This is a genomic window from Egbenema bharatensis FJBBOT/2019, assembly GCF_048077055.1.
In the GTDB taxonomy this organism is placed as follows: Bacteria; Cyanobacteriota; Cyanobacteriia; order Elainellales; family Elainellaceae; genus Egbenema; species Egbenema bharatensis.
Map to the genome: position 1 here is coordinate 3,776,320 of NZ_CP182236.1, position 23,764 is coordinate 3,800,083.

Below are 23,764 nucleotides of genomic sequence, written 5' to 3' on the forward strand. Positions count from 1 at the left end.
AAAGAATTTACTCTGGCAGGGTAATGGTATAAGCATCTCGGATGCCGGGTTCCTTGGTAATTTCGTTCAAAATTCCTTCGGGAAGAGGATCATCCAGGCTCAGAACCATGACTGCATCCCCCCGAATAATTTTACGTCCCACCTGCATACTGGCGATGTTGACATTGAAACTGCCCAACAGAGAGCCAATCTTCCCAATGATGCCTGGCATATCCCGGTGGAGTGTAAATAGCATATAGCGGTTGGGGGGCACATTGATGGGGAACTCATCAATACTGGTAATCCGAATTTCATTATCGCCCAGCAAGGCTCCCGTAACAGAGTGGGTTCCCAGCGGCCCCGTTGCGGTCAACAGCAGCGAACCCGTGTAGTCTTTCACAGTGGCATCACGTGTTTCAACCACATGAATGCCCCGCTCCTTGGCTTCAATGCTGGCGTTGACATAGTTCACCCGTTCCTGCAGCGCATGGGACAGTAACCCTTTCAGGGCAGCAATGACAATCGGCTGACTTTCGTTAGTGGCCAGATCCCCCTGGAGGCGAATATTGAACTCTTCAATTCGTCCCCCAGCCAATTGGCTCACAAGATTGCCCAAAGTTTCCGCCAATTGCAGGTAAGGGCGCAGTTTTTCCATCACGTCTGGACGCAGCCCCGGAATGTTCACCGCCGATCGCGCGGGTAAGCCCAGCAACACATCCCGAATTTGCTCTGCTACGTCGATCGCCACGTTCACCTGCGCTTCCTCAGTGGAAGCCCCTAAGTGAGGCGTAAGAATTAACTCCTTACCCAGCGATCGTAAGGCTGAATCCTCCTGAAGGGGTTCCTGCTCGTAAACATCCAGCGCGGCCCCAGCAATTTTCCCCTGTTTCAAAGCATCAAATAAAGCTGCCTCATCAATAATTCCACCCCTGGCACAGTTAACAATCCGGGCCGTCGGCTTCATTTTGTCCAACGCTTCAGCATTGATTAGATGATAGGTTTCGGGCGTTTTGGGCATATGAAGCGTAATGTAGTCTGATTCCCTGAGTAAAAAATCTAACTCAACTAACTGACAACCCATTTGTTCCGCCCGCTCAGTAGACAGATAGGGATCAAAGGCCAACAGCCGCATTCCCATCGCGCGACCAATGCTGGATACATGGGAACCAATTTTACCCAGCCCAACAATTCCCAACGTCTTTTTGTAAACTTCAACCCCCGTAAAACTCTTGCGATCCCATTTACCCGCTTTAACCGATTGATTTGCGTCCGGCACATAGCGTGACAGAGACAGCATCATGGCCACCGCGTGTTCCGCTGCTGCGACCGTATTGCCTTCTGGCGAATTAACTACCAAAATACCGCGCCGAGTGGCTGCTGGTACATCAACGTTGTCTACCCCAACCCCCGCTCGTCCAATGATTTTAAGCTGGGTTCCCGCCTCAATGACCTCTGCTGTCACGCGCGTTCCGGATCGGATCATTAAGGCATCGTATTCTGGAATAATTTTGGTCAGTTCTTCAGGTGGTAGGTTCGTCTTGACATCTACCTGAGCGACTTGAGAGAGGATATCGATTCCAACCTGGTCGATGGAGTCAGAAACAAGAACCTTAGGCATGATTCAGCAGGTAATTTTAGGTGAAAAAACAACGTCAAACTTGAGGATGAGGAGCTTCAGCAGGAAATTCCACAAGACGTTATTCTACTGCAAAGGGGATGGCAACAAGCTGAAATCACCAAAAGTTTTCGGCTTTTAGTTCATCATGACTGTTGCCCATGCCATTGCCCCAGGCATGGTTGATCCCTTTTTCACCTCCACCGTTCCATAACATAGCCACCGATCGGCCAGAGTTTATAGAAAAACTTTAAAGTTTAGCCATATTGACAAGTCTTTACTTCTTTCAGCAATCTAGTAGCTAAATAGGCTGAGGATTAACCAGTTGGATGGTTTGCCAAGGCTGTTAATCAGTTAGTATTCTGCTAAAGGATTAATAATTTTATTGGTTACGAGTTTTTCTGGTGTGAGAGATTTAACGTATGCAATCCTCAAATCCTTTAATTGTTGTGGGAATCAGCGCAGCGATTGCGATTGGTTCTGCAACTACGGCGACTGCAAAACCTGAACCCCTGACTCATAAGCCATCTATTGGTTCACAGGAAAATAACGGCTCTAATGTCTCTAACGTTGATTCACTGCAACAAAAGCAAACCGAGCCATGGTTACTTGCCCAGGCAGACGAGGCAACCCAAGAAGAAGTTGATCTGGAATTAAACCTGACGAATGAGGAGTCCGAACCTGCGGAGGCTGAACTAGCTCAGGAAACAGAGCCAGGAGAATCCAGCCCAGAGGAGTCTAGCTCAGAGGAATCTAATTTAGCAGAGAGCGAAGAACCTGAGGTAGAGGGTGCGATCGAGGAGAATTTGCCTGTCTCACCAGAAAGTGAAGCAAATTTAGAGGAAGAAATTGAAGCGATTGAGGAGGCTTCACCGGAAAGCGAGGCTGAAGCTGAACCCGCTGCAGAGACAAGTGCTGAAGAAGCTGAATCCGCAGAAGAGGCACCTGTTGTAGAATCTCCGGTAGAAGGCGAAGCTGGGACTGAGTTGCAGGATGCGGTTGAAACTGATATTGAGGCGGATGTTGAAGATTCTGGTACAGAACAATCGCCGGAGGGAGCAGCCGGAACCGCCCCAGAGGACGATCAGGAGGTTGATACTGAACTGGAGCAAGAGACGATCGATCTGGAGGAAGAGATTACACCGCCAGCCCAGATTCTTGATGATGCGGCTCCTCCTGCCTCACCTGATACTGTGCCTCCCGATGCTGAGTCCCCTGAAACCGCTCCAACCCCCGGAGAAGCAGCACCTCCAACAGGGACTACAGTGTCTCCTGAATCTCTGGAATATCTTGATCCCGATCCCAATCCCCTCTCTTTCCCTACCGACCCCTCAGAGGTAGAGATTGTTGGGACTCAGCCCATCACGTTGGCTCAGGCGATCGAACTTGGCATCCGCAACAACGAAGAACTCCAACGGACTCGACTGGAACTGCAACGATCGCAGGCAGCCCTCCGAGAAGCGGAAGCAGCGAATTTCCCGACGGTTGATGTAGGAGCCGATCTGACGCTTCAGGGCAGCCAGCAACCAGACACCCAGTTCAATCCATTGACTGGACAACAGGAAGCCGATGGCACCCAGTTACAAACCAGTCTGGGCTTAGGGGGCGCAGTTCAGGCCAACTACGCAATTTTCACCTCTGGACGGCGATCGGCAATTATTCAGGCAGCGGAACGCGAGGTGCGACTCCAGGAACTTTCAGTGGAAAGTGCAACGGAAGATTTGATTTTGCAAATTAGCCAGGCTTACTACGATCTCCAGGCAGCCGATGAACAGGTGCAGATTTTCCAGGCAGCCCTGGATGAAGCCGATCGCAGCTTACGGGATGCGGAAGCACTAGAACGAGCCGGAGTTGGAACCCGGTTTGATGTGCTTCAGGCTCAGGTAGATGTGGCGAATGCCCAGCAGGATTTGCGGAACCAGCTAAGCCAACAGGAAATTTCTCGACGGCGGTTGGTCGAACGGTTAAACCTGTCTCAATCAGTAACATTAGCAGCGGCAGAACCCGTAGAAGTGGCCGGTGTTTGGGAGCTAACCCTGGAAGAAACGATCGTGCAGGCATTCAGAAATCGGGCAGAACTGGAGCAGCAATTGGTTCAACGGGAAATTGCTGAAAGAAATCGCCGGGCTTCCCTGGCGCAGCTTGGGCCACAGGTTAACCTCTCTGCTCAATACGGAGTCAACAACACCCTGGCCAGTGATCCTGATTCCATTGCTGAGGACTTTGGGTTCCTCTCCAGCTTCCAGGTGCAGCTTGGGGTGAGCCTGAGACTGTTTGATGGGGGACAAGCCCGGGCCCAGGCGCGCCAAGCCGAGGCCAATATTGCCATTGCGGAATCTCAGTTTGCCAATGTGCGGGATCAGATTCGGCTGGAGGTTGAGGAGGCTTACTCGCAGTTGGATGCCAACTTTGAGAATATTCAAACTACAGCGTTGGCAGTTCAACAAGCTGAAGAAGCCCTGCGTTTAGCCCGTCTCCGCTTTCAGGCAGGGGTTGGCACCCAAACGGATGTGCTGCGATCGCAAACGGAATTAACTCGATCGCGCTTCAACAACCTGCAAGCTATCCTCAACTACAACCGCGCCCTGGTTGCCCTGCAACGGGCAGTCAGCAACTTACCGGAAGGGTTCCTGAACGAAGCACCCTAAAATCAACGGACAGGGGAGTGGGTATTGGTTTAACCCAGATAAATGAATACCCATTCCTTGTTGCGATTTATGAAGCTGTGCGGTTTTCTGCCCTAATTCTGTCTGAAAGAGGAATGCTAGGATTGTAAACAGCCGTAGAATTAAAGTGCTTAGACTCTTAGGCACCGAAATTTCTATTTCTAAAATCTAATTCTGAAAGTTACACCTGGACTCCCTAACTTTTCTGATCTAAAGCCCCCAGCAAACCTCACAGCAAACTTCACAGCAAACTTCACAGCAATGATGACGGATCTATACGGCTCCGAAGATGCCCAACAAATTCTAAAAATAGCGATCGATCGCCAGGCTGAAGCAGGTGAACTGACTCGATCGCAGCTCTTTGAGATCGCCGCAGAGCTAAACATTTCACCGGATGACCTGATGGCAGCCGAGCAAGAATGGTTTGTTCGCCGAGGTGAGCTAGAGGAGCGGGAACAGTTCATTCGTCTCCGACGCAGCCGTTTTCATCGGCGGTTTGCTAAGTACTTAATTGTGAATACGTTCTTGCTGGTGCTGAATCTAATCACTGGCGGAACCTGGATTTTATACATAGCAATTCCCTGGGGGATTGGAGTTGCGCTGGATGCCTGGAGAACTTATCGCGTTGGTGATCCAGAATTTGATGAAGCATTTCAGCAGTGGCGGCAACGGCAGCAGTTAAAGCGATCGGTTTCTACCGTGCTCAATCGCTTCAATCAGTGGATTCTGGGCTAATGGCAGAGACTGCAACACCGCTACCGAAGCGTCGGTGTGTGTTGGTTTGCCAGTATCGCTCCTGTGCGCGAAACGGATCAGCAGAAGTGTTGGCAACGCTGCGGGCGGCCGTGCCAAACAATATCTTTGTCAATGGCAGTGACTGCATGGGGCAGTGTGCCTCTGGCCCCACGGTGCGAGTGATGCCAGATCAAACCTGGTATTGCCGAATTAAGCCCAGTCATATTCCTGAGATTGTGCAGCAGCATTTGTATGAAGACCAGCCGGTTGAGTCGCTGCTTCATCCTCGATTTCATCCCCGCCCAGATGCATACGGTTACGATATCAATCATCAGGTTTGACGGAAGGTGCCGGGATGGGATGGGTTATTGCAGGACTGGTGTTCATTGCGATCGGCGTGGTTCTGTTCTTTGTTCATCGAAATGAACGCCAAAAAGCTTTTTCGATTCGCTCAGCAGAACTGATGACAACGGCAGAGTTGAGTCACTTGTCGGGGGAAATCGCCAGGGAAATTGGGGGTGGCAGTTGGCGAGACTATGTGAAGGTGACAGGGGTGATTGAGTGCGATCGTCCCCTGATTTCAGAACTGCGGCAGGAACCTTGCGTCTATTACACCATGACGGTGAAGCGCGAGTATGAGGAGAGCGTGACCGAGAAAGACAGCAGCGGCAAGACCCGTACCGAAACCCGACGGGGTTCTGAAGTTGTTGCCAGTAATCAGCAGTCTGTTCCTTTCTGGCTGAGAGACCCGCAGGGCGCGATCGAAGTGAACCCCGATGGAGCCAATATTGAAACGGTTAAAGTACTGGATGAATTTCGTCCGGAACAGGCGATCGGTGGCACTATTTCCTTCGGGCAGTTTTCCCGGCAGGTGGGGTTTGGCGATCGTCGTCGGACGATCGGCTATCGCTACACCGAGTCCATTCTGCCTTTGCAGCGGCGGATTTTTGTGTTGGGGGCAGTATCTGACAGTGGACAGCAACTGACCCTCTTGAAACCAACGGAAGCAGGCAAGCGGTTCATCATCTCCCTGAAATCAGAGGAGGAACTCACCAGGTCTGCCGACCAGAGCGCTCAGAATGGGATGTATGCCATGATTGCTTGCGGGGCGATCGGAGTAATTTTGCTCGTTATTGGTATATTGCAATAGCTGCGGTACGGACTACGGCAAAAGTAGGCGTTGCTGAATGAAAGACTCTAATGATTAAACTTTTTCTCCTCCTCGGCTCGATTCTCGGTGGCTTGTCTGTAGCAGGCGGAGCCTTTGCCTCTCACGCTCTCCAGGAACGGTTAAGCGAACGATCGCTAGAAATTTTTGATCTGGCAGCGCGGTATCAGATGTATCATGCGCTGGCCCTGTTACTGGTGGGTATTCTGCTGAGTCAATCCGAAATTGCATCCCCCTTCTTCACCGCTTCAGGGATCGCATTTATCATTGGAGTCCTGCTCTTTTCCGGTAGCCTGTACGCCCTCAGTCTGTCTGGTATCAAGATTCTGGGAGCCATCACACCTCTGGGCGGAGTCGCCTTCATCGCCGGATGGATCTGTTTGGCGATCGGGGTTTGGGGAGTCAAGTAGGGGCGAATTGCCATTCGTCCGTCCAAGGAATAGGGAATTCCGTTTGCCATTCCCCCGTCCGTTCGTTAGCCTTAACCGTTCAAATTCGCCTGATGGTTACGGATAGCTTGATGAATTTGCAACGATGCCACCGCTGTGATGACCAGAATTCCGCCTGTCATTTGCAGGATGCTCAGGGTTTGTCCCAGCCAGAGCCAGGCCAACACTGCGGCAATCACGGGTTCCAGGGTAGCGGCGATCGCTCCTCTTTCAGCTCGAACTTGCTGAATCCCCCAACACATGAGGCAGAACGGAATGAGGGTGCCTCCGATGCCAACAAATAAAACGTCCACCCGATTTTCTGGCAAAAAGATTGCAGTGGGGAATCCCTGGGAGAACTGAAACGCGACCCAAAATAGACTAGAAATTAGAAAAGCGCGATACATGACCCCGATCGCCCCATAGGTGTCCACAACGGATTCGCTCAACAAGGTACAGCTACAAAAGAACAGGGCACTCAGTCCGGCTGCCATTAATCCCAGAGCGTCGATCTGAAGTTCATCGGTTCCCAGTCCAGATAACAAGATTACCCCGGCAATCGCTCCCATTACGGCGGTGATGGTAGTCAAGGGTGGAACCCGTCGTTGTTTCAAAGCTTCGATCGCTACGACGATAGCGGGAGCCGTATACTGAATCACGATCGCCACTGCAACGGACAACCGGGAAATTGCGATGTAATAGGTAGCCGTTACCATTGCCAGCGACAGGCCCAACAGCAACACCCGCCAATTCATTCGCCGAGGGGAAGACTGTACCACCCGGCTGACGATGGCCAGTCCACCTGCTGCAATGACCGCACGGGAGGTGGTTAATTCAAATGGAGATATGCCTCCCTGCAATAGGTTGCTGGCGACGATCGCTGCGATCGCCCATAACGTAGCGGCCAGAGCAATGGCTGCCAGGCCCAACCCGCTAGAGCGGCGATCGACGAGATGCCCTGATGTGTTGGATGACATGGCTAGGTAGCAGGTGAAAAACTCTTCCAGTCTCTTCCTTAACGAGAGAGCGGGGAATCATGCTATTGGGTGAAAGTTCTCAAACAGCTCCGTGTATTCTCCTATCCCCTTGTTCCGCAAACAGGCTTCAGCCTTGGAGTTGTGAATTTTGTGTGAAGGATCAGGCGTTAAAGAGGTTTTGCTTAAACGGCTCTGCTAGAATACACAGTTAAAATGAATACCTTACCTTCTACAGCTTTAAATATCTAAAGCTTTGCAAAACAAAGCCCTGGATACTGATTATTCACATTTGATCAATCCAGGTATTGATTATTGCTAATTTTAATATTAATTAGTGCAACAGGATTAATGCTGGCATGATTATTCTCCTGACGTGTAGTTGATATTCACTCCGTTCATGCATTGAACTGACAACCTGATTCAGGCCGTCTACCCAATAATTTCAATAAAAATAAAGTCGAATCTTTGCTTCAGAGAGCTTTCTTTGATGTGTCAGGTTTTGATTGGATCTTTTCTATATTGATCTAGAAGTTTGATTCCATTTGTTGCTTATTGGTCACTCCCACTCCTTAGTAAACTTGCCATTGGAGAAACTTTATGAAACTTCAATTCTCGACTTTGGGCGATCGAGAGCCTAATCAATATTTTCTATACATTAATAAACAACTGATTTCCTGGGACATTTACGAAACTGACTCTGGTAATCGAGGATTTGTAGGCTATTTCCGTAAGGTGATGCAGGCAGTGGAGGAAAACCTGCAAAAGGGCGGATTTACGTTCTACATCACGATGACTGAAATGGACGAGCTTCCTACCTATGGTGACAATGTTATCGTCCTGATTTTAGGAGATGAATTTTACCGAATTCCCAAATACCATAACAAAGTAGGCGCAATTTTTAAGTGCTACGGTATCCACCAAATTCGCCAGGAAGTTTTTAAATATAGACCAATATTAAAGATTTCTCGCTATAAAATACTGGTATTTGGGCAATCGCTTAAAAATCTGTTGATTCGCCTACCATTAAAGTTAAACTACTGGCTTCGGAAGGTAAAACGGTTATGTTTTACTACCGAGGATCTAGCCCCCATTTATGATATTCCGCCTGGATATTTTAACTCAGAAGATTTACCTATCAAAAATGTATACTCTCGGCGGTATGACGTTTTCTTTGATGGAAGCGTTGTGAACCACGTTTATCCAGTATGGTCACTGCGGTACTGGAGTAAAACTCCCAAAGCGGTGTCTAGAGAGCAAATGGTGTCGAACCTGGAGCAGTTCAAAGCAAAGTATCCACAATACAACATTCAACTGGCGTGCAATGCTTTTTTTGCAGATGCGTCTTCTGAGGTTGGATCAAACAGCTACGCACAGAACATGATGGACACAAAAGTGTGTCTGGTTCCGAGGGGCACTACATTAGAAACCTACCGATTTTTTGAAGCAATGCGGTATGGCTGCATCATTATTACTGAACTGCTACCACCTCGATGGTTCTATGATGGTGCGCCTGTGATTCAAATTGCTAACTGGAATAACCTTGAATTGGTCTTACAGAAATTATTAAACGATGAAGAACTCATGCAAATTCTTCATCAACAGACCCTGGAGTGGTGGGAGAATAGGTGTTCTGAAACTGCGATCGGTAAATACATTGCTGAACGGTTGAACGGAATTCTGGTGAAGCGGCACTTTGGTCAACTCCAGCCGCCAAAACAAGGTTCACCGGATAAGGTTGCCTGATCGAAGCAGCAGTATAGAGCTGTATAGCAGATTTTTGGAAGGAACGGAAAACAAAGTTTCACTGGTGGTCAATGAAGCGGCATTCTGTTACGACCTAACATCTGCATTATGCTCACTGATATATCCCCATCTGCTCCCGCCCGTGGGGTTCCAAAAGGTTGGTAATATCCGGCCCGTTGGGGATAATGCCCCCTGGATTAAGGGGAAACAAGTTGCCGTAGTAATCGCGTTTTACGGACTCCAGATCGCAGGTTTGGGCGACTCCAGGCAGTTGATACAAATCGCGCAGGTAAGCCCCCAGATGCTGATAATCCTGAATACGGCGACGATTGCATTTGAACAACCCGTAATACACAATGTCAAAGCGAAATAGGGTGGTGAATAATCGCACATCTGCCAGCGTCACCCGATCGCCACAAAGGTATCGATTTGTAGCTAATTTTTCATCCAGTTCATCCAAAGCAGCAAAGAGTTCCTGACAGGCAATATCATAGGCTTCCTGGGTTTGGGCAAAACCGCAGCGATAGACTCCATTATTCACTGCATGGTAGATCTTGTCATTCCAGCGATCGATACAATCCTGTAGATCTTCTGGGTATAGATCCAGTTCTGGATGCTCCGCAAACTCATTCATGGCAGAATTCAGCATCACGATGATTTCTGCGCTTTCATTATTCACGATCGTCTTCGTCTGGTTATCCCACAATACGGGAACCGTCGATCGTCCCTGATAGCCAGATTCCGCTAACTGATAAAGTTCTGGTAGCGATCGGCATCCTTCCTGCGCCTGCTCAAACACCCAAATACCCTGATCGGACGATGGAGCAGCAATCACGATCGGCATAGCCGCATCCAAACCTTTAAGGGCCCGCACCACCAGGGTTCGGTGGGCCCAGGGACAGCCAAGTCCAACGAAAAGGGTGTATCGTCCGCTCACAGGCGGATAGGGACTGCCAGGTTCAGGGCTAATCGACTGCCGGAACTGGCTGGCTGGACGAATGTACTCTCCCTTGGGGCTGCGGGGTGCAAGATTGGACATCATAATTTGCCAGAGCGTTGTCCAAACAAACTTCCCCGTGCGAACCACCAGTCCTGGAGGCAGCGATCGCCCCCGTTTCAGAGGTGAGGTAAGCTTTGGCATGATATTCACCCATCTACTCTGCTTCTAGCTTATCCGATCGAGATAGCAGCATAAGTTGTCGTGAATTGATGGTAATTTTTTGGGCGTTGCTGAATCAAGAGATGAACCTCGGAGGAACTGGAACATCGTCAAACCTGAGGTAGTGAAGTAACAACCGAATAGAGTGAGCCAGCATTTCTACGGCTTTGGAGTAGCACAGCGTTTTGCGATGCAGTCGAGCCAGATAGTGCCGCAAGCGAGTGTTCTCACTTTCAACTCGAGTCATATACGTTTTGCTGACAATCTGATCGCCATCGGGAATGAAGCCGGGATACACCGACCACCCATCAGTGACGTAGAAATAGCAGTTCCAGTCCGCCACAGTCTGCCAGAGCGGGACAAAGGTTTCAGCACTATGGTCACCCAGAACCCAGCCTAAAATTCCCTTTTTGAAGTGGTCAACGGCTGTCCATAGCCAAATCTTGTTTTTTTTGAGCCGACAAAGGTTTCCAATTCGTCGAGTTCTCCAACTTCGGGGGGCGTTTCCGGTGCATAGGCGTCCGGCAGGCGCGTTGCGACCTGCTGCACCCAGGTAATGACCGTGGTATGGTGTACTCCTTTGACCCGTTCGATCGCTCGAAACCCAGAGCCGTTGAGATACATCTTGATGCATTCGCGTCTGAACTCGTCTGAGTACCCTCGATGCGGGTCGTAGGTATCAATGAACTGACGACCACAAGCGACACAAATGTGATTTTGCTTACCTTTCCTCTTACCGTTTTTACGGATATGAGTAGCCCCACACTCTGGACATTGCATTGCAGATTACCCTAAATCATCTTTCAATTATGCAACGCCATTTTTTGTATTGCTGCATCCCAGATGGCATTTCCTGAATCGTGTGAAGCAAGTTCTTTGCCATGGTTGGGTATTGTTCCAGGATGGATAGAGGATAAATGTATGTCCGAACCGTGAACAAAATATGATTCGTTTTTGCCAATCTACGTAACGTTTGGCGTTCCACTCGAATCCATAAAGAATCTCCGATCGCATTCACAGAAAGTTCTGAATCCAGGGGTTTTGCCTGATGGTTTGCCAGACACAGATTAGGACTGTCTACTAATCCCCAGTTCAAGCGATAACCGGGATGATCAAGCTGGAGGCGATCGAAAAAGTTGTTCACCGGGCGATTCAATTTCGTATCGTATTCTGGTACAGGCGCGTGGATTTGAGCCAGGGGCAGTCCTAGTTTTTCAGGAAACCACCAGTGAAATGGAAAGCAAACCGATCCAGCCACCAGAACATACTCCTCTGAACGCGGTTGCATTAAACACAAATCTTCCTGCACCAATCGTCCTGCAAGTTCTAAGGGCCGGGCAGCAAAGTCAGAAATCCGCCATACCTGCTGAGTTTGCAAGTTGATCATGCGATCGGATTCAAGCTGATATACCTCCGGAAACCGTTGGGGGAGATGCTCCAGCAGCAAATCCAAAACTTCCCGTTGGGCGGCTTCACTGCCCGGCAAACCTCCCAACACTTCAGAACGGCGATCGTCCAGGAGTTCTGCCTTCAGCCTGAGATAATCTGACAACTCCTGATCAATTTCAATCCAATTCGCCAGGTTCAACGGCTGCAAACCCAGCTTGAGATGCCAGCGAGGACTGCTAAAGGGAAGATAGATCGGTTTCATACTGCCTCTAATGCACCTTCCCTCATACTTTATTCCTCATTCTGATTTTTTAGACGGGCGATCGCAATTCACCCCTACTTCATTCCCCACTCTTATGCCTTACGCGGGCGATCGCAATTCACCCCTACTTCACTCCCCACTCTTATGCCTTACGTGGGCGAATGCAATTCGCCCCTACATCACTCCTCACTCCTCACTCCTCACTCCTCACTCCTCATCCACACATCGAAACTCTTGCCAACTGCACCACAATCTGATCGATCGCCTGCAACAAAATCGCTCCAGACTGTCCGGGTTGATTCACGACGATGCTGAACGCAATTTCTCCATATTCGGGATGTTCCAGGTATCCCGATAAAGCCCTGACTCCATTCAAAGTTCCAGTTTTTGCGTGAACCTTACCTGCAACGGGAGTTCCCTGAAAGCGATTGCGTAGTGTGCCGGTGCTTCCTGCCACAGGGAGGGAGTTGTAAAAAATATCGTTACCGGCCGCCGATCGCATGGCTTTTAGCAAATTCACGAAGGTTTTGGGTTGAGCGATGTTATTTCGGGATAGTCCTGACCCATCCACCTGACGATAGCCGCCTGGATCGATGCCAAGTTGCAGCAGGGTGTCTTGAACGGAGCGAGTTCCACCGATCTGAGCCAGTAGGGCATCCGCCGATGGGTTGTCACTATTGCCATTGATAATTCGCATTCGGTATTCCAGGGACGATCGACTACTGGGCGTAGTCACATCCAGCAATTGCAGAGCAGCCGCTGTGGTCAGGAGCTTAATGTTGGATGCAGGAATCAAAAAATCCTCAGCATTACGGCTGTAGAGGGGTTCTGAGGAAAAGGGAGACTCAGCAACGATTCCCCAACGTCCCGCCGAAACGGTCGATTGATCAATAATATTGTCGATGAGCACACCCAAGCGGGCGGGGCAAATGACTGGGGCAGCTAAGGTATCGCGGACAAAATCACCCGTTGGAGCGATGGGGCGTTCGGTTGCCTGAGCCACTTCCATCCTAGGGCGAACGGCTTCGATCTCACTCCGAACCCTCTCACTTCCAGGGACGATCGATGGATTTGCCAAGCTGCTATTCGCTAATCCTCCAAACGTCACCACACAAAAACAAACGACAAACAGCAAGCCGTATCGCAGGCGTTTAACATGTTTCACAGGGTATAACTCCACAGCAAGTTCAATTGGAAAAACAGGGGAAACCGAAAAAACTAGGGAATGCTGCTTTGTTTTCAAGACTACAATTATGCAGATTTTTGTTTCACGAAATCAACCTGAGGGGAGTTGTGCTAACCTTAGCGATCGTCAGAAACCTCGTAGCATCATGCCCATACCGTCAAAATCTTCCAGGTGTTGCCCTATCTTGCGTCGATTTAGAACGTTGTCAGTAAAAACATGACCGTAGCCGAGCCGATAACCCAGACTGTAACCGAGAATTACCGTGACCAGAATTGAACAAACTTCCCTCTTTTCAGCCTCCGAGCTGTCCGCAACGTACAGCGTAAAACCGCGAGCTGAGTCGCTGCAAATGAGCCGTGAAGCCTTACAAACCTGGAAACAGCGGATTTTTGAATTTCAGCAGCAGGTTCAGGTCAATTCCCTGACTCAGCAGGGTACCTTGTTTGACCTTTCTACTTCGTCTGATCAAACTGCTCAAACCAATCCAGACTGCATCAATCCCTTCACCTTACCTCAACAAAACACGGAATTCTGGCGATCGAAATTCAGCGATACGGGGACAGCCGCCTTATATTTTGTGATTGATCATGAGCTACCAATTTTGCTGTACGTGGGGGAAACGGTAAAGTCTAATCAACGCTGGAAAGGCGAACATGACTGTAAACGGTATTTATTGAATTACGTGGCAGCCCATCGTCAACATCAACTTTCAGTCACGGTGAACATCGGTTTTTGGGCAGAGGCTCCGGCCAAACTCGGCCGCGTCAGCGATTAGAATCGGCTCTGATTAAAAAATGGCGATCGCCTTTTAATAAAGAAAATTGGGCTATTTGGGATACGCCCTTTATTGGGACAAAAGAAAAATAGTTCAGGGTCATATTTCGTTCATTGTTCAGAGATGGAACTAAATATCACCCACCTGGTCTAAAGACATATCAGCCATTCGATTCCATAATCAAGTCAGCTCCACAAAATTTTGGAATTGATGATGTCTGGTCTGCGGTTTTAGATGCGATCGAGCAGCGTCCGCAACGGCAGGCATTCCCTGGTTTCTTACATTAACTCAAGTCAACTTTTAGGAATTCATTTCAGGAGAAACCGTGTTGAACCCAACTGATGACTCCCTATTCCGAGGGACAAATTTGACCAGTATTATTTTGCCTCTACCCCTGCCCACCCCTCGTCGCCGAGCCACGAACCTGCTGGATCTCCTGTTCGGTGAGCCGACGGGTAATACTTTTTTGGGGGGGACAGTCAACAATGGTGTGAGCCGAGTCGGCACTGCAGGGGATGATACGCTGCGGGGGACTAACTTAAACGATCGCCTGGATGGACGCGGCGGCAACGATCGAATTGAAGGTCGAGATGGCAACGATACATTGCTGGGCGGCAGCGGCGATGACACAATCTTGGGAGGTCGGGGCCGTGACAGCATCCGAGGGGGAACGGGGGATGATGTCCTGCGGGGTGGGGATGGCAATGACACCATTCGGGGCGATAGCGGCGATGACGATATTAATGGCGAAAGTGGCGATGATTTAATTTTTGGCGGCAGTGGCAATGATCGGATTCGGGGCGATCGAGGTAACGATACCCTGCGCGGCGATGAAGGGAATGACACCATTTCCGGCGGTGAAGGGGATGATGACATTCAGGGGGGCAGTGGCAACGATGAGCTAAACGGGGATAACGGGAATGACACCATTTCCGGCGGGAGTGGCAATGACACGATCCGGGGTGGCAACGGCAATGATGTCCTGTTTGGTGATGACGGCAATGATTTGCTGATCGGCGGCAATGGCAATGACACCCTATCCGGTGGCCTCGGCAACGATGAATTGCAGGGTCAGAGCGGTAATGATGTGCTGTTTGGCAACGAGGGCAATGATACGCTGCTGGGAGGGCGGGGCAATGATGAACTCAATGGCGGCGATGGTCGAGATACGCTGGAGGGTCAGGCTGGCAATGATACGCTAATTGGCGGCAATGGCAATGATCTCCTGGTCGGGGGGCGCGGTCGAGATGTGTTGATCGGTGGTGCTGGCCGCGATCGAATGCTGGGGGCCGCGATCGAGATATTTTTGTGATCGAGCGGAGCAGAGGATTTGCCATCATTGGGGACTTCCGCAAAGGGGAAGACCGAATCGGACTGGCAGATGACCTCACCTTTGGCGCATTGACGATCGTACCCAGGGGTAACGATACCGTGATTCGGCTGGGATCGCAGCGACTAGCGATCGTGGAAAATGTCAGTCCGACGGTGTTCACCTTCAATGATTTTGTTTTTGTTTGATCAGGGTACTGGTTTGCTCAAGGGAGCATCCTACTTTTGTAACAGGGTTCCACTGTCTGATGCCACCCGATCTTTGCATATCCGATCGCCCTGATGGGGAAAGGGATTTAGGGTGAAGGCTGCTCAATTATAGGTTTGCTGTTTTGCACTTCAGACTCTAATTGTTGAACCGATTCAATTAACGATCGCACTTCTTCTGTGCCCTCCGATCGCTCAAAGGTCAGGGGGAATTTTCTTGTAGCGATCATTCGTAAACCCAGGGGTGCAAGACTCATCAGTCCTTTGAAGTCCCGGAAGGAGTTCCCCACGACTTTTACGCCAAATTGCCGCTCATCAATCCAGCCGCCTTGTTTCACCAGTTCAATCAAAACCTTCCGATGGCGTACCGAACGATTGGCCTGATCATCCTGGCGATCGAGAATTTGCTCCTTAATCTTGCCGATTTGATCCATCGGAGCCACATCCATCGGGCAGACCGCATTGCAGTAGTAACAGCGCGTACAGCCCCATACCCCCTGAGTGCCCTGACCGTATCGAGCCAGGCGGGCTTCAGTTTGGCTATCTCTAGAGTCAATCACCATCCGATTCGCTTTGGCCAGGGCATGGGGCCCAACAAAATCAGAATTGACCTCGCGGGCATTACATTCGGAGTAGCAGGCTCCACAGAGGATACAGTTGCCCATTTGGTCTAACCGATCGCGTTCTTCCGGCGTTTGCAAAAATTCGCGTTCTGGAATCTGTCTGGCTCCCGTCGCCACAAAGGGATCAACTGCCTGCAAGTTGTCCCAAAAGCTTTTCATGTCCACTACCAGGTCTTTAATCACAGGCATATTGCCCATGGGAGCGATCGTCATGACGGGAGTCGCCGGTTCTCCTGGAGGTGAGTCCTGGGTAGATGGATTGCTGATCGTGGATGAGGCGATCGCCTGAAGCCGTGCCAGTTCATCCCCCACATTTTCTTTGCAGGCAAGAGCCGATCGACCATTGATGCGCATCGCACAACTGCCGCAGATGGTATTCCGACAGTTTTTCCGAAACGCCAAACTACCGTCCTGCTCCCACTTAATCCGATTCAAACAGTCTAAAATTGTGTTCCCAGGTTCAACATCAAGTTCGTAGGTCTGGATCTGTAGCGCAGACTCAGGGGTTTTTTGTCGGACAACTTTAAAGAGAACTTGCATAAATGATTGTGGCAATGGGTGACTATCCTATTTCCCAGTCTAAATCCAAAGTTGAGGCGCAGTCCTGCATGACCAATGACTGGCCCATGCGGCTGAACCAGGAATCAAAAGGAATTACCCCGGTATGCCTCCGGCTCTGGCTCTGGATTGTTAGATAAATAACTTAGAGAAACTTAAATCTATGCGAAGATTCTACTGCTGTAATCGTTACAGGAACTCAGCATTAATCAATTTACCCTCTCTGAGGAATTTGAAGAATTTATAGCAATCAGCAAAATTGTTGAGGCTGAATCGAGATCCGTCGCCAGGAAAACAAAACCATCTTTGGCAGGAAAAGCCGGGGCAATTAAGGCAGACGAAGCTGATAACGGTCAACCTGGAAGATCAGATTTACCCTGATTCTCCACTTTACTGCTGTACCAGAGAATGTACAGGTTCTTTGCCAAAAAAATTCTCAATTGACAGTTGGCAAAAATCGTGTATGACATTTATTTAAGCTAGTTAATAATCAGATAGACCCAAACTAATCTGGGGCAGACTATTTGGGGCAGACTAATTTCGGAAAGACAAATCTGGGAACCCGTCTTCTCCAACAGAGAAATATCAATATCAAAATGTTGAACTTCAATTGTGTTGGGTGAAAGTTGGTGGAGTATTTTAATAAGTTTGTTTATTTTCAACATTGAATAGTGACAGCCTATGAAATGAGTGGGTTTAAAGTTATATTCTTAGAAATGTACAGGTAGGGACAATCTCACCCTCAATAATTACCCTTGGAAATTGCAAGGAATTTTTAGAAGCAATGACTGAATCTGCGCCGACTCCATTAACGGGAAAAGCCCTCCTTCAAAAGGTAAAAGAACTCTCCCACTTACCGCGCCGAGAAAAAGCAAGGCGTTGCGGGTACTACACGGTTGGAAAAAATAGCCAAACCCGTGTTAATCTGGCGGACTTCTTTGAGGCCCTGTTGGAGGCAAAAGGTACGACTCTGGATGCAGAAGGTTCAAAAGATGGGCGGGGGCGTGAACCAACCTATCGAGTTAGTGTACACAAGAACGGGCAGATCGTTATTGGTTCAACCTACACCGAGAAAATGGGCTTAAAGCCAGGGGATGAGTTTGAAATCAAGTTGGGCTACAAGCATATTCATCTGATTCAAGTGGATAATGACCGCGATGATTCTTTTGAATCTGATGAGGATTAGTTGTGCCGAAACATCTGTAAAACATTTGTATTTATTGCCTATCCGAACCCTTAGTCGAGTTTTTGGAATTGCCCCAATCTCCTATGGGGTTTTTGGATAGGGTTTTATTGAACTACTCTATTGAATGTGCTTATTTGACCGATCGTGTAAAAATAGTCACTAACGAACCCACACTGACGAACCCAGACCGTTTCGCGTTTCTGATTGAACTTGTTGATTGAGATCATTGGCTGTCACTTAGAATTTTGCCTGCCTTCATTGCCTTCGCCAACCTCCCTGCCCTCATTAAAATTGCTGCATTCTTCTTAGGTTGGCTGCTGCTCTGGTTACCGATCGCCATCCCGTTAGGAAGATTTTTGCAGTGGCACCCGTTTCGAGAGGGAACCTCTGCCTCCCAGAAGCTGCCACTGGTCGCTTCGCTTTATGTCTTAGCACCTGCGGTATTGTGGGGAGCAGCAAGATTAGAAAATCAATCTTTCTCGGTCTACGGTTTAGTTTGGAGTAGTGATACTTTACGATCGCTCTTCCTCGGCTGGGGTTTGGGAGTGCTGGGATTGCTGACGTTGTTTGGCATTCAGTGTGGGCTGGGCTGGCAGAAATTTCGATCGTCTATGCTTGCTCCGCTTCCGTCTTCCCCCAGTCCAAAACCTTTACCCGAACCTTCACCAGAGCCTGGATTGGAACCCTCAGACCATCAGATAGCTGAGAGCCTCGATCGCCCAACTTTCTCCCTCAAGTCGCTCTTGAATCTTGTCCTGACAACGCTGGTGCTGGCTCTGTGGATTAGTCTGACCGAGGAGTTGATTTTTCGGGGCTTTCTGCTGAATCAGCTAGGTCAGGATTATGCCCTCGTTTGGGCAGCAGCGATCGCTAGCCTGATCTTTGCCGTACTGCATTTAGTTTGGGAAGGCCGCGAGAATATTCCACAGTTACCAGGACTCTGGTTGATGGGGGTGGTACTGTGCCTGGCGCGATGGGCAAACGACGGCAGTTTAGGATTGGCTTCTGGGCTGCATGCAGGTTGGGTCTGGGTGATCGCCTGTTTAGACACGACTCGGGCATTGGAGATTACAGGCAAAGCTCCAGAGTGGCTGACAGGTATTGGTGGGAAACCTTTGGCCGGATTGATGGGGCTACTGTTTCTGCTGATAACCGCTTTAGTCCTTTGGGGAGTCGCGGGAGCAGGTGGAGCGTGAGTTGGCTCTTGCATTGCCCCATCAGGTGAACGGGGCGGATCAGGTATCTACCCCACAAGCGGTATCGGGGATCGAACCATCTAGAGCAATGGACGGACGATCGAATTAATGGGTCAGTGTTAAGAGGGTTACGGGATTCAGGGGTGCAAACCGGGTGAGAGAACCGACGGGGATCGATCGCGCCAGTTGAACTTGCAGTAAATGGTGCTGCCATTGCTCAGAGCTTGGTTCAGATAGGAGAGATGATTCTCGTTCAGACTGAAGCCAATCCAATGCCAGGGTGAGATGTTCCAGGGTGGCTAGCGCAATCACCAAAATCCCCTGAGGAGATAGCCGTTGACAGCAAAACTGGAGAATTTCCACCAAATTACCGCCACTGCCGCCAATAAAGATGCGATCGGGTGGAGGTAGGGTTTCCAGAACCAGGGGAGCCTTGCCGTGAACGGGAGTCACGTTGTGAACCTGAAATCGCTGGCTGTTTTGCTGAATCAGGGAAACTCCTGCCGCCGTTTGCTCGATCGCATAAATTTGAGAATTGGCGAATAATCGTGCCATTTCGATGGAAACCGATCCGGTTCCCGCTCCAATATCCCAAATCACCTGTTGGGGTTGCAGGGCCAGTTCGCCTAACGCCAGAATTCGGACTTCTCGCTTAGTCATCAAGCCAGGACGATCGCTGAAGCTGAGAAAGTGGTGATCGGGAACGCCTAACATCGGCAATTCCTGTAAGTTTAATTTCTCCTGAGGGGCATTTGCTTCTCGCAGCAAGATCACAACATTTAAGGTTGAAAAATTGCGATCGGGCAAATTCTCGGGTGCAAAGGACTCAATCTGTTCCTGCTCACTCCCCAGATTCTCACAGACCCAGAGTCGATACTGTCCGGGTAAATCCAACCCCAACAGCAGTCGGGCAATCACCTGGGGCGTATTGGTTCCGTCCGTTAAAACGGCGATCTTTTTCACCCCTTGCTGCAAAGCCTGAACTAATTCCTCCAACGATCGACCATGCACACTCACGAGGCGGGCATCTTGCCAGGGTTGTTTGATCCGGCTAAAGGCCAACTGAACTGAACTCAGGTGGGGATGAAAGGTCAGGCTTTCTGGGGGAAGTTCTGCCAGCAGTAAGCGTCCCAACCCAAAAAATAGCGGATCGCCGGAGGTGAGAACGACGATGTTTGAGGGTTGGTCTGGGGATTGGTCTGGGGATTGGTCTGGGGATTGGTCTGGGGATTGGTCTGGGGATTGGTTTGGGGATTGGTTTGGGGATTGGTTTAGGAGCTGATCTAGAGGCTGCTCTGGAGATCCTGAAGCTTCATCTGCCTGCATCCGCTGCCGAATTAAACGAATGGCGGCGTGGAAATCGCTCAGGGGATGACGATCGGCAGGATGATCAGGAAAATAGCTGAGATGGCGAGTGCTGCCAATCAGGAGAGTCGCGCGATCGATGATGGATTTGGCGGAATCAGTCAAGCCGGCTGTGCCGTCCAAACCAATACCAATCACATGAATGCCAATCATTACACGTTGGGCGTATCAAATAGCACGGTGGTCATATAGCGATCGGCCCACTCCACACCAAACGCCCTTTCCAAAACTCGTCGGGTTTTGTCGTTTTGCTGTTGTTGGGTGCAGTAGTGAAGCTGACCAGCCAGAATGGTAGAGCGGCGATCGGGGGTTGGAGGAGTAGCCACTGCCTGTTGACAGTGAATTTCCAGAAATGCCCTGACCCGATCTAAAAATTGCGTTTCTTCCTCTGGGCTGCCCGGGCGGATGAGGACACAGAACTCAGAGAAAATACTCCCCCAGTCGGGAAGGCTACGGGCCTGGGAAAACTCCAGGTGAGGGAGGGCATTGAGGGCAGATTGATAATTCTCTGGGAGCGATCGATCGGGCTGGATGGGAGATAGGTCGGCGATCGCCATGCTGATTTGCCCTCGGCCACCCACCAGATCACAGCCAAATATCGGTAGATTATATTCTGGGTTCGGAAACATGACGCAGTGCAGAATATCTAAACCAGCCCCCAGCTTTGCCAGTTCCAGATGCAGTTTGCGAAACTGAGGCGTTTGATAACAGCGGTTCTCAATCACGAGCTTTTCGCCTTCCAACCGCCCTTCCACATAACCCAGATCCTCCGGTAGCTGATAGTCCGACAACTCCAGGTGAGTTTGCCAGACCGTTTCGATCGTCTCTGCCAACTTGCGAATCAGGGGATGTTGTTGTTCTCGGATAGACGTAACGGGAGAAGATGTCATGACACTTGATATTCAAAGTTTTTAACTTTAAGCATTGGGGACAGCAGGTTAGAGAAACGAAGTTCTGCTGCTGATTCTATTCAGCCGATGATTCTGCATCGACGGCATACTGCTTCAATTCGCTCAACGACACATATTCTAGAGCCGAAGCGTGGGTCGCAGATAGTACCACAGGCGGAGCCATACCATCGTCCAGAGCTTGCTTCCAACGGGAGGCACACAAACACCAGCGATCGCCCGGTTTCAGTCCTGGAAAATCATACATGGGCATGGGCGTACTGAGATCATTGCCTTGGGCCTTGGTGAATACCAGGAATTCCTCAGTCATCTGGGCACAGACAACGTGCGCCCCCATGTCTCCTGCCCCGGTGTTGCATTTGCCATCCCGATAAAAGCCTGTCATCGGGGAAGTGCAACAGGTTTCCAGGGTGTGACCCAGTACATTTCTTGCTTCTGCCATAGAACCTCTTGACTAGATATTAAATTGCTGATCTGCCAGTCCCAACCATGACTGAATTTCCCCATTCACACAGTCCGCACATTCATCATAGGGACAGTGACCCGCATTGGGAATGATCACCAGCTTAATTTTCGGATTCAGGGGAGGAAGTTGCTGCCCCCAATCCAGCGGAATCACTCGATCGTCCTTCCCCCACAACAGCAGAATTGGGATTTGCACCTGGGATAATAAATCCTTAGTCCGAAAGCTGAAATCATTCTGGGTTCTGGCTTTCGTCAGGCGGTACAGAACATTGGCCGCCCCGCGATCGTAGCCTGGCAGCAGAAAGTTTTGCACCAGTTCTTCCGTCACCCGTTCTTGATTGATGTAGATCGATCGCAAGACAGCCCGAATCACTCTGGGACGGCGGATCAGATACAGCAATGGTGTAATCAACAGCGGGGTGGCAAACAAACTTTCCACTTCCCCCACCACTGCCTGAATGCGCTGCGGCAATAGCTCTTGCCGGGCCGCTGGAAGGGTCAACAATACCAGACGTTCCACCATGTCAGGATGCATCGCTGCTGCTGTGAGAGCCACCAATGCTCCCAGAGAATGACCCACCAGAACGATCGGACGCTGAATAAAGGTACGCCAGAACTCATACACCTGCTCCACCCAAAAGCCTACCTTATAGGGAGCTGCGGCCTTCTCCGATGCCCCAAACCCGACCAGATCCAGCGCATACACCGTATGGGATTGGCTCAAGGGCAGCAAATTCTCATGCCACTGCGTCAAAGCTGAACCAAACCCGTGCAAAAACAGCAAGGGGGGATGATCTGATCTGCCTGGCGACGTTGGCCGCAAAAAGGTATAGCGCACCTGCCACCCTCGCCATACCCAATCCCGCTGATTCCCCAACCGAGATAATCGATCGCCCACCACTATCCCATTACCCATTAGCACTCTACTTCGTCAACCCATGCTCCAAGGCATACCGCACCAACTCCGTCCGGCTATTGGTTCCTGTTTTGCTGAATAAGCGGCTGACGTACTTCTCCACATTACGGACACTTGTCTCTAAGCGGCGGGCAATTTCTTTGTTCATCAAGCCTTCTGCCACTAGTTCCAGCACGCTCTGCTCACGGGGGGTAAAGTCAATCTTGATCGGAGCAGGGGTTTGAGGAATGCCACCGCGTTGAGACAGCATGGCTTTGATTTCGGCAATCTGCCGAGCCATATCGGCAATATCGGGGGTTTCTCCATCTCCACTCGTCTGAGTTGCAGCAGCCCGTCGCTTCAAAATGCTGGACACGATCGCCACTAATTCATCGGGATCAAACGGCTTGGAAATATAAGCATCACACCCAGCATCGTAGCCCTGAATGCGATCGGAGGTCATGCCGCGTGCCGTGAGAAAAATCACAGGTAAGGCTTGATAGCGAGGGTCTTCCCGCATTTGCTTGAGGAACTCATACCCATCCACCTGCGGCATCATGATGTCGGAAATGACTAAGTCGGGGGCTGTTTGCTGCAACAAATCCCAACCCTCACGCGCATTACTGGCGACGTGTACGGTGAATCCTTCATCTTCCAGGTAGGCTTTGACGGCTTCCCGCAAACCTGGTTCATCATCAACTAACAATAGCTGCCCTGCCATTGCACTTCCTTCGTAAGGTTTACTTCAAACACAGGAAATTATAGGTTCAATTCTTTGCAAGCGTATTTTTCCCAAATATGCTGACGAGAGTTGAGATAATTCCCGATCGCCTCATCTCTCTCATACTAATCAATTATTGCTGCTTCAAGCTGGCGAGACTTCTGCCTCCAGGAACCATAGCTCGCAAGACTATCTTTGTAATACTGCACAGAATCCACCCCACCGCCTG

At 50.0% G+C, this 23,764-nt stretch carries 24 protein-coding genes; 12 read left to right on the plus strand and 12 right to left on the minus strand.

Translation table 11 applies throughout. The features are described 5' to 3' along the window. Positions 1-7: 7 nt before the first annotated feature. The gene (serA, locus tag ACM1PF_RS17525; RefSeq protein WP_416665711.1) at positions 8-1,597 is read right to left on the minus strand and encodes a phosphoglycerate dehydrogenase; all 1,590 of its coding nucleotides are present in this window, start codon (positions 1,595-1,597) and stop codon (positions 8-10) included. A gap of 419 nt (positions 1,598-2,016) precedes the next feature. Between serA and ACM1PF_RS17530 the strand changes: the two genes are divergently transcribed. The 5 genes from ACM1PF_RS17530 (at position 2,017) to ACM1PF_RS17550 (ending at position 6,573) form a co-directional block, all read left to right on the plus strand. After that, positions 2,017-4,242, plus strand: a complete 2,226-nt coding sequence (locus ACM1PF_RS17530) for a TolC family protein (protein WP_416665713.1) — start codon at positions 2,017-2,019, stop codon at positions 4,240-4,242. Positions 4,243-4,521: 279 nt separating this feature from the next. Next, positions 4,522-4,995 carry a 2TM domain-containing protein gene (locus ACM1PF_RS17535; protein ID WP_416665715.1) on the plus strand — a complete coding sequence of 158 codons (474 nt, stop codon included), beginning with the start codon at positions 4,522-4,524 and terminating at the stop codon, positions 4,993-4,995. Beyond that, positions 4,995-5,336, plus strand: a complete 342-nt coding sequence (locus tag ACM1PF_RS17540; protein ID WP_416665717.1) for a (2Fe-2S) ferredoxin domain-containing protein — start codon at positions 4,995-4,997, stop codon at positions 5,334-5,336. The genes ACM1PF_RS17535 and ACM1PF_RS17540 overlap by 1 nt, the downstream gene beginning before the upstream one ends. A 14-nt stretch (positions 5,337-5,350) precedes the next feature. After that, positions 5,351-6,145, plus strand: coding sequence for an E3 ubiquitin ligase family protein (locus tag ACM1PF_RS17545; protein ID WP_416665719.1), 795 nt, complete (start codon positions 5,351-5,353; stop codon positions 6,143-6,145). A 50-nt stretch (positions 6,146-6,195) separates the two neighbouring features. Then, on the plus strand, positions 6,196-6,573 hold the full coding sequence (locus ACM1PF_RS17550; RefSeq protein WP_416665721.1) for a DUF423 domain-containing protein: 378 nt from the start codon (positions 6,196-6,198) through the stop codon (positions 6,571-6,573). A gap of 71 nt (positions 6,574-6,644) precedes the next feature. Here ACM1PF_RS17550 and ACM1PF_RS17555 read toward each other — a convergent pair whose 3' ends face one another. Next, positions 6,645-7,568 carry an EamA family transporter gene (locus tag ACM1PF_RS17555; RefSeq protein ID WP_416665723.1) on the minus strand — a complete coding sequence of 308 codons (924 nt, stop codon included), beginning with the start codon at positions 7,566-7,568 and terminating at the stop codon, positions 6,645-6,647. A gap of 597 nt (positions 7,569-8,165) precedes the next feature. On the opposite strand from ACM1PF_RS17555, the gene ACM1PF_RS17560 reads away from it, so the two are divergent. Further along, entirely contained in the window at positions 8,166-9,311 is a 1,146-nt protein-coding gene (locus tag ACM1PF_RS17560; protein ID WP_416665726.1) for a glycosyltransferase family 1 protein, read from the plus strand. 112 nt (positions 9,312-9,423) lie between these two features. Here the strand turns inward: ACM1PF_RS17560 and ACM1PF_RS17565 are convergent, their stop codons facing one another. The 4 genes from ACM1PF_RS17565 to ACM1PF_RS17580 all read right to left on the minus strand — a co-directional run bounded on the left by ACM1PF_RS17565 (position 9,424) and on the right by ACM1PF_RS17580 (position 13,286). Continuing rightward, positions 9,424-10,452, minus strand: a complete 1,029-nt coding sequence (locus ACM1PF_RS17565) for a glutathione S-transferase family protein (RefSeq protein WP_416665729.1) — start codon at positions 10,450-10,452, stop codon at positions 9,424-9,426. Positions 10,453-10,546: 94 nt separating this feature from the next. Then, positions 10,547-11,250 (minus strand): IS1 family transposase gene (locus tag ACM1PF_RS17570; protein ID WP_416665731.1). Its coding sequence is split into 2 segments (ribosomal slippage): positions 10,547-10,912 and positions 10,915-11,250, totalling 702 coding nucleotides; the frame shifts between segments, so codons are not numbered across the junction. Positions 11,251-11,266: 16 nt separating this feature from the next. Next, positions 11,267-12,121, minus strand: coding sequence for a heme-dependent oxidative N-demethylase family protein (locus tag ACM1PF_RS17575; protein ID WP_416665733.1), 855 nt, complete (start codon positions 12,119-12,121; stop codon positions 11,267-11,269). Between the two features lie 214 nt (positions 12,122-12,335). Then, a complete protein-coding gene (locus ACM1PF_RS17580) occupies positions 12,336-13,286 on the minus strand; it encodes a D-alanyl-D-alanine carboxypeptidase (protein WP_416665735.1) in 951 nt (316 codons plus the stop codon). Between the two features lie 283 nt (positions 13,287-13,569). Here ACM1PF_RS17580 and ACM1PF_RS17585 point away from each other — a divergent pair, with 283 nt between their 5' ends. From ACM1PF_RS17585 to ACM1PF_RS17595, 3 genes are all read left to right on the plus strand, one after another. Continuing rightward, on the plus strand, positions 13,570-14,082 hold the full coding sequence (locus tag ACM1PF_RS17585) for a GIY-YIG nuclease family protein (protein WP_416665737.1): 513 nt from the start codon (positions 13,570-13,572) through the stop codon (positions 14,080-14,082). A gap of 325 nt (positions 14,083-14,407) precedes the next feature. Beyond that, on the plus strand, positions 14,408-15,394 hold the full coding sequence (locus ACM1PF_RS17590) for a calcium-binding protein (protein ID WP_416665739.1): 987 nt from the start codon (positions 14,408-14,410) through the stop codon (positions 15,392-15,394). Then, positions 15,391-15,600 carry a hypothetical protein gene (locus ACM1PF_RS17595; protein WP_416665742.1) on the plus strand — a complete coding sequence of 70 codons (210 nt, stop codon included), beginning with the start codon at positions 15,391-15,393 and terminating at the stop codon, positions 15,598-15,600. The genes ACM1PF_RS17590 and ACM1PF_RS17595 overlap by 4 nt, the downstream gene beginning before the upstream one ends. 107 nt (positions 15,601-15,707) lie before the next feature. On the opposite strand, the gene ACM1PF_RS17600 is transcribed toward ACM1PF_RS17595, so the two are convergent. Beyond that, complete coding sequence (locus ACM1PF_RS17600; RefSeq protein WP_416665744.1) at positions 15,708-16,781, minus strand: succinate dehydrogenase/fumarate reductase iron-sulfur subunit; 1,074 nt, start codon at positions 16,779-16,781, stop codon at positions 15,708-15,710. 14 nt (positions 16,782-16,795) lie between these two features. On the opposite strand from ACM1PF_RS17600, the gene ACM1PF_RS17605 reads away from it, so the two are divergent. The 3 genes from ACM1PF_RS17605 to ACM1PF_RS17615 all read left to right on the plus strand — a co-directional run bounded on the left by ACM1PF_RS17605 (position 16,796) and on the right by ACM1PF_RS17615 (position 19,181). Beyond that, positions 16,796-16,939: a hypothetical protein gene (locus ACM1PF_RS17605; protein WP_416665746.1), complete on the plus strand. Its 144-nt coding sequence runs from the start codon at positions 16,796-16,798 to the stop codon at positions 16,937-16,939. Positions 16,940-17,583: 644 nt separating this feature from the next. After that, positions 17,584-17,985, plus strand: a complete 402-nt coding sequence (locus ACM1PF_RS17610) for an AbrB family transcriptional regulator (RefSeq protein WP_416665748.1) — start codon at positions 17,584-17,586, stop codon at positions 17,983-17,985. A gap of 245 nt (positions 17,986-18,230) precedes the next feature. Then, complete coding sequence (locus ACM1PF_RS17615; protein ID WP_416665750.1) at positions 18,231-19,181, plus strand: CPBP family intramembrane glutamic endopeptidase; 951 nt, start codon at positions 18,231-18,233, stop codon at positions 19,179-19,181. Positions 19,182-19,286: 105 nt separating this feature from the next. Here the strand turns inward: ACM1PF_RS17615 and cbiE are convergent, their stop codons facing one another. The 5 genes from cbiE to ACM1PF_RS17640 form a co-directional block, all read right to left on the minus strand. Next, positions 19,287-20,699 carry a precorrin-6y C5,15-methyltransferase (decarboxylating) subunit CbiE gene (cbiE, locus tag ACM1PF_RS17620; protein WP_416665752.1) on the minus strand — a complete coding sequence of 471 codons (1,413 nt, stop codon included), beginning with the start codon at positions 20,697-20,699 and terminating at the stop codon, positions 19,287-19,289. Then, positions 20,699-21,436 (minus strand): phycocyanobilin:ferredoxin oxidoreductase, encoded by a 738-nt coding sequence (locus ACM1PF_RS17625; protein WP_416665754.1) that lies wholly within the window; start codon positions 21,434-21,436, stop codon positions 20,699-20,701. The genes cbiE and ACM1PF_RS17625 overlap by 1 nt, the downstream gene beginning before the upstream one ends. A gap of 76 nt (positions 21,437-21,512) precedes the next feature. After that, on the minus strand, positions 21,513-21,896 hold the full coding sequence (locus ACM1PF_RS17630) for a DUF2237 family protein (RefSeq protein ID WP_416665757.1): 384 nt from the start codon (positions 21,894-21,896) through the stop codon (positions 21,513-21,515). Between the two features lie 12 nt (positions 21,897-21,908). After that, a complete protein-coding gene (locus tag ACM1PF_RS17635; protein WP_416665759.1) occupies positions 21,909-22,835 on the minus strand; it encodes an alpha/beta fold hydrolase in 927 nt (308 codons plus the stop codon). Positions 22,836-22,842: 7 nt separating this feature from the next. Continuing rightward, positions 22,843-23,535 carry a response regulator transcription factor gene (locus ACM1PF_RS17640; RefSeq protein WP_416665761.1) on the minus strand — a complete coding sequence of 231 codons (693 nt, stop codon included), beginning with the start codon at positions 23,533-23,535 and terminating at the stop codon, positions 22,843-22,845. Positions 23,536-23,764: the final 229 nt, after the last annotated feature.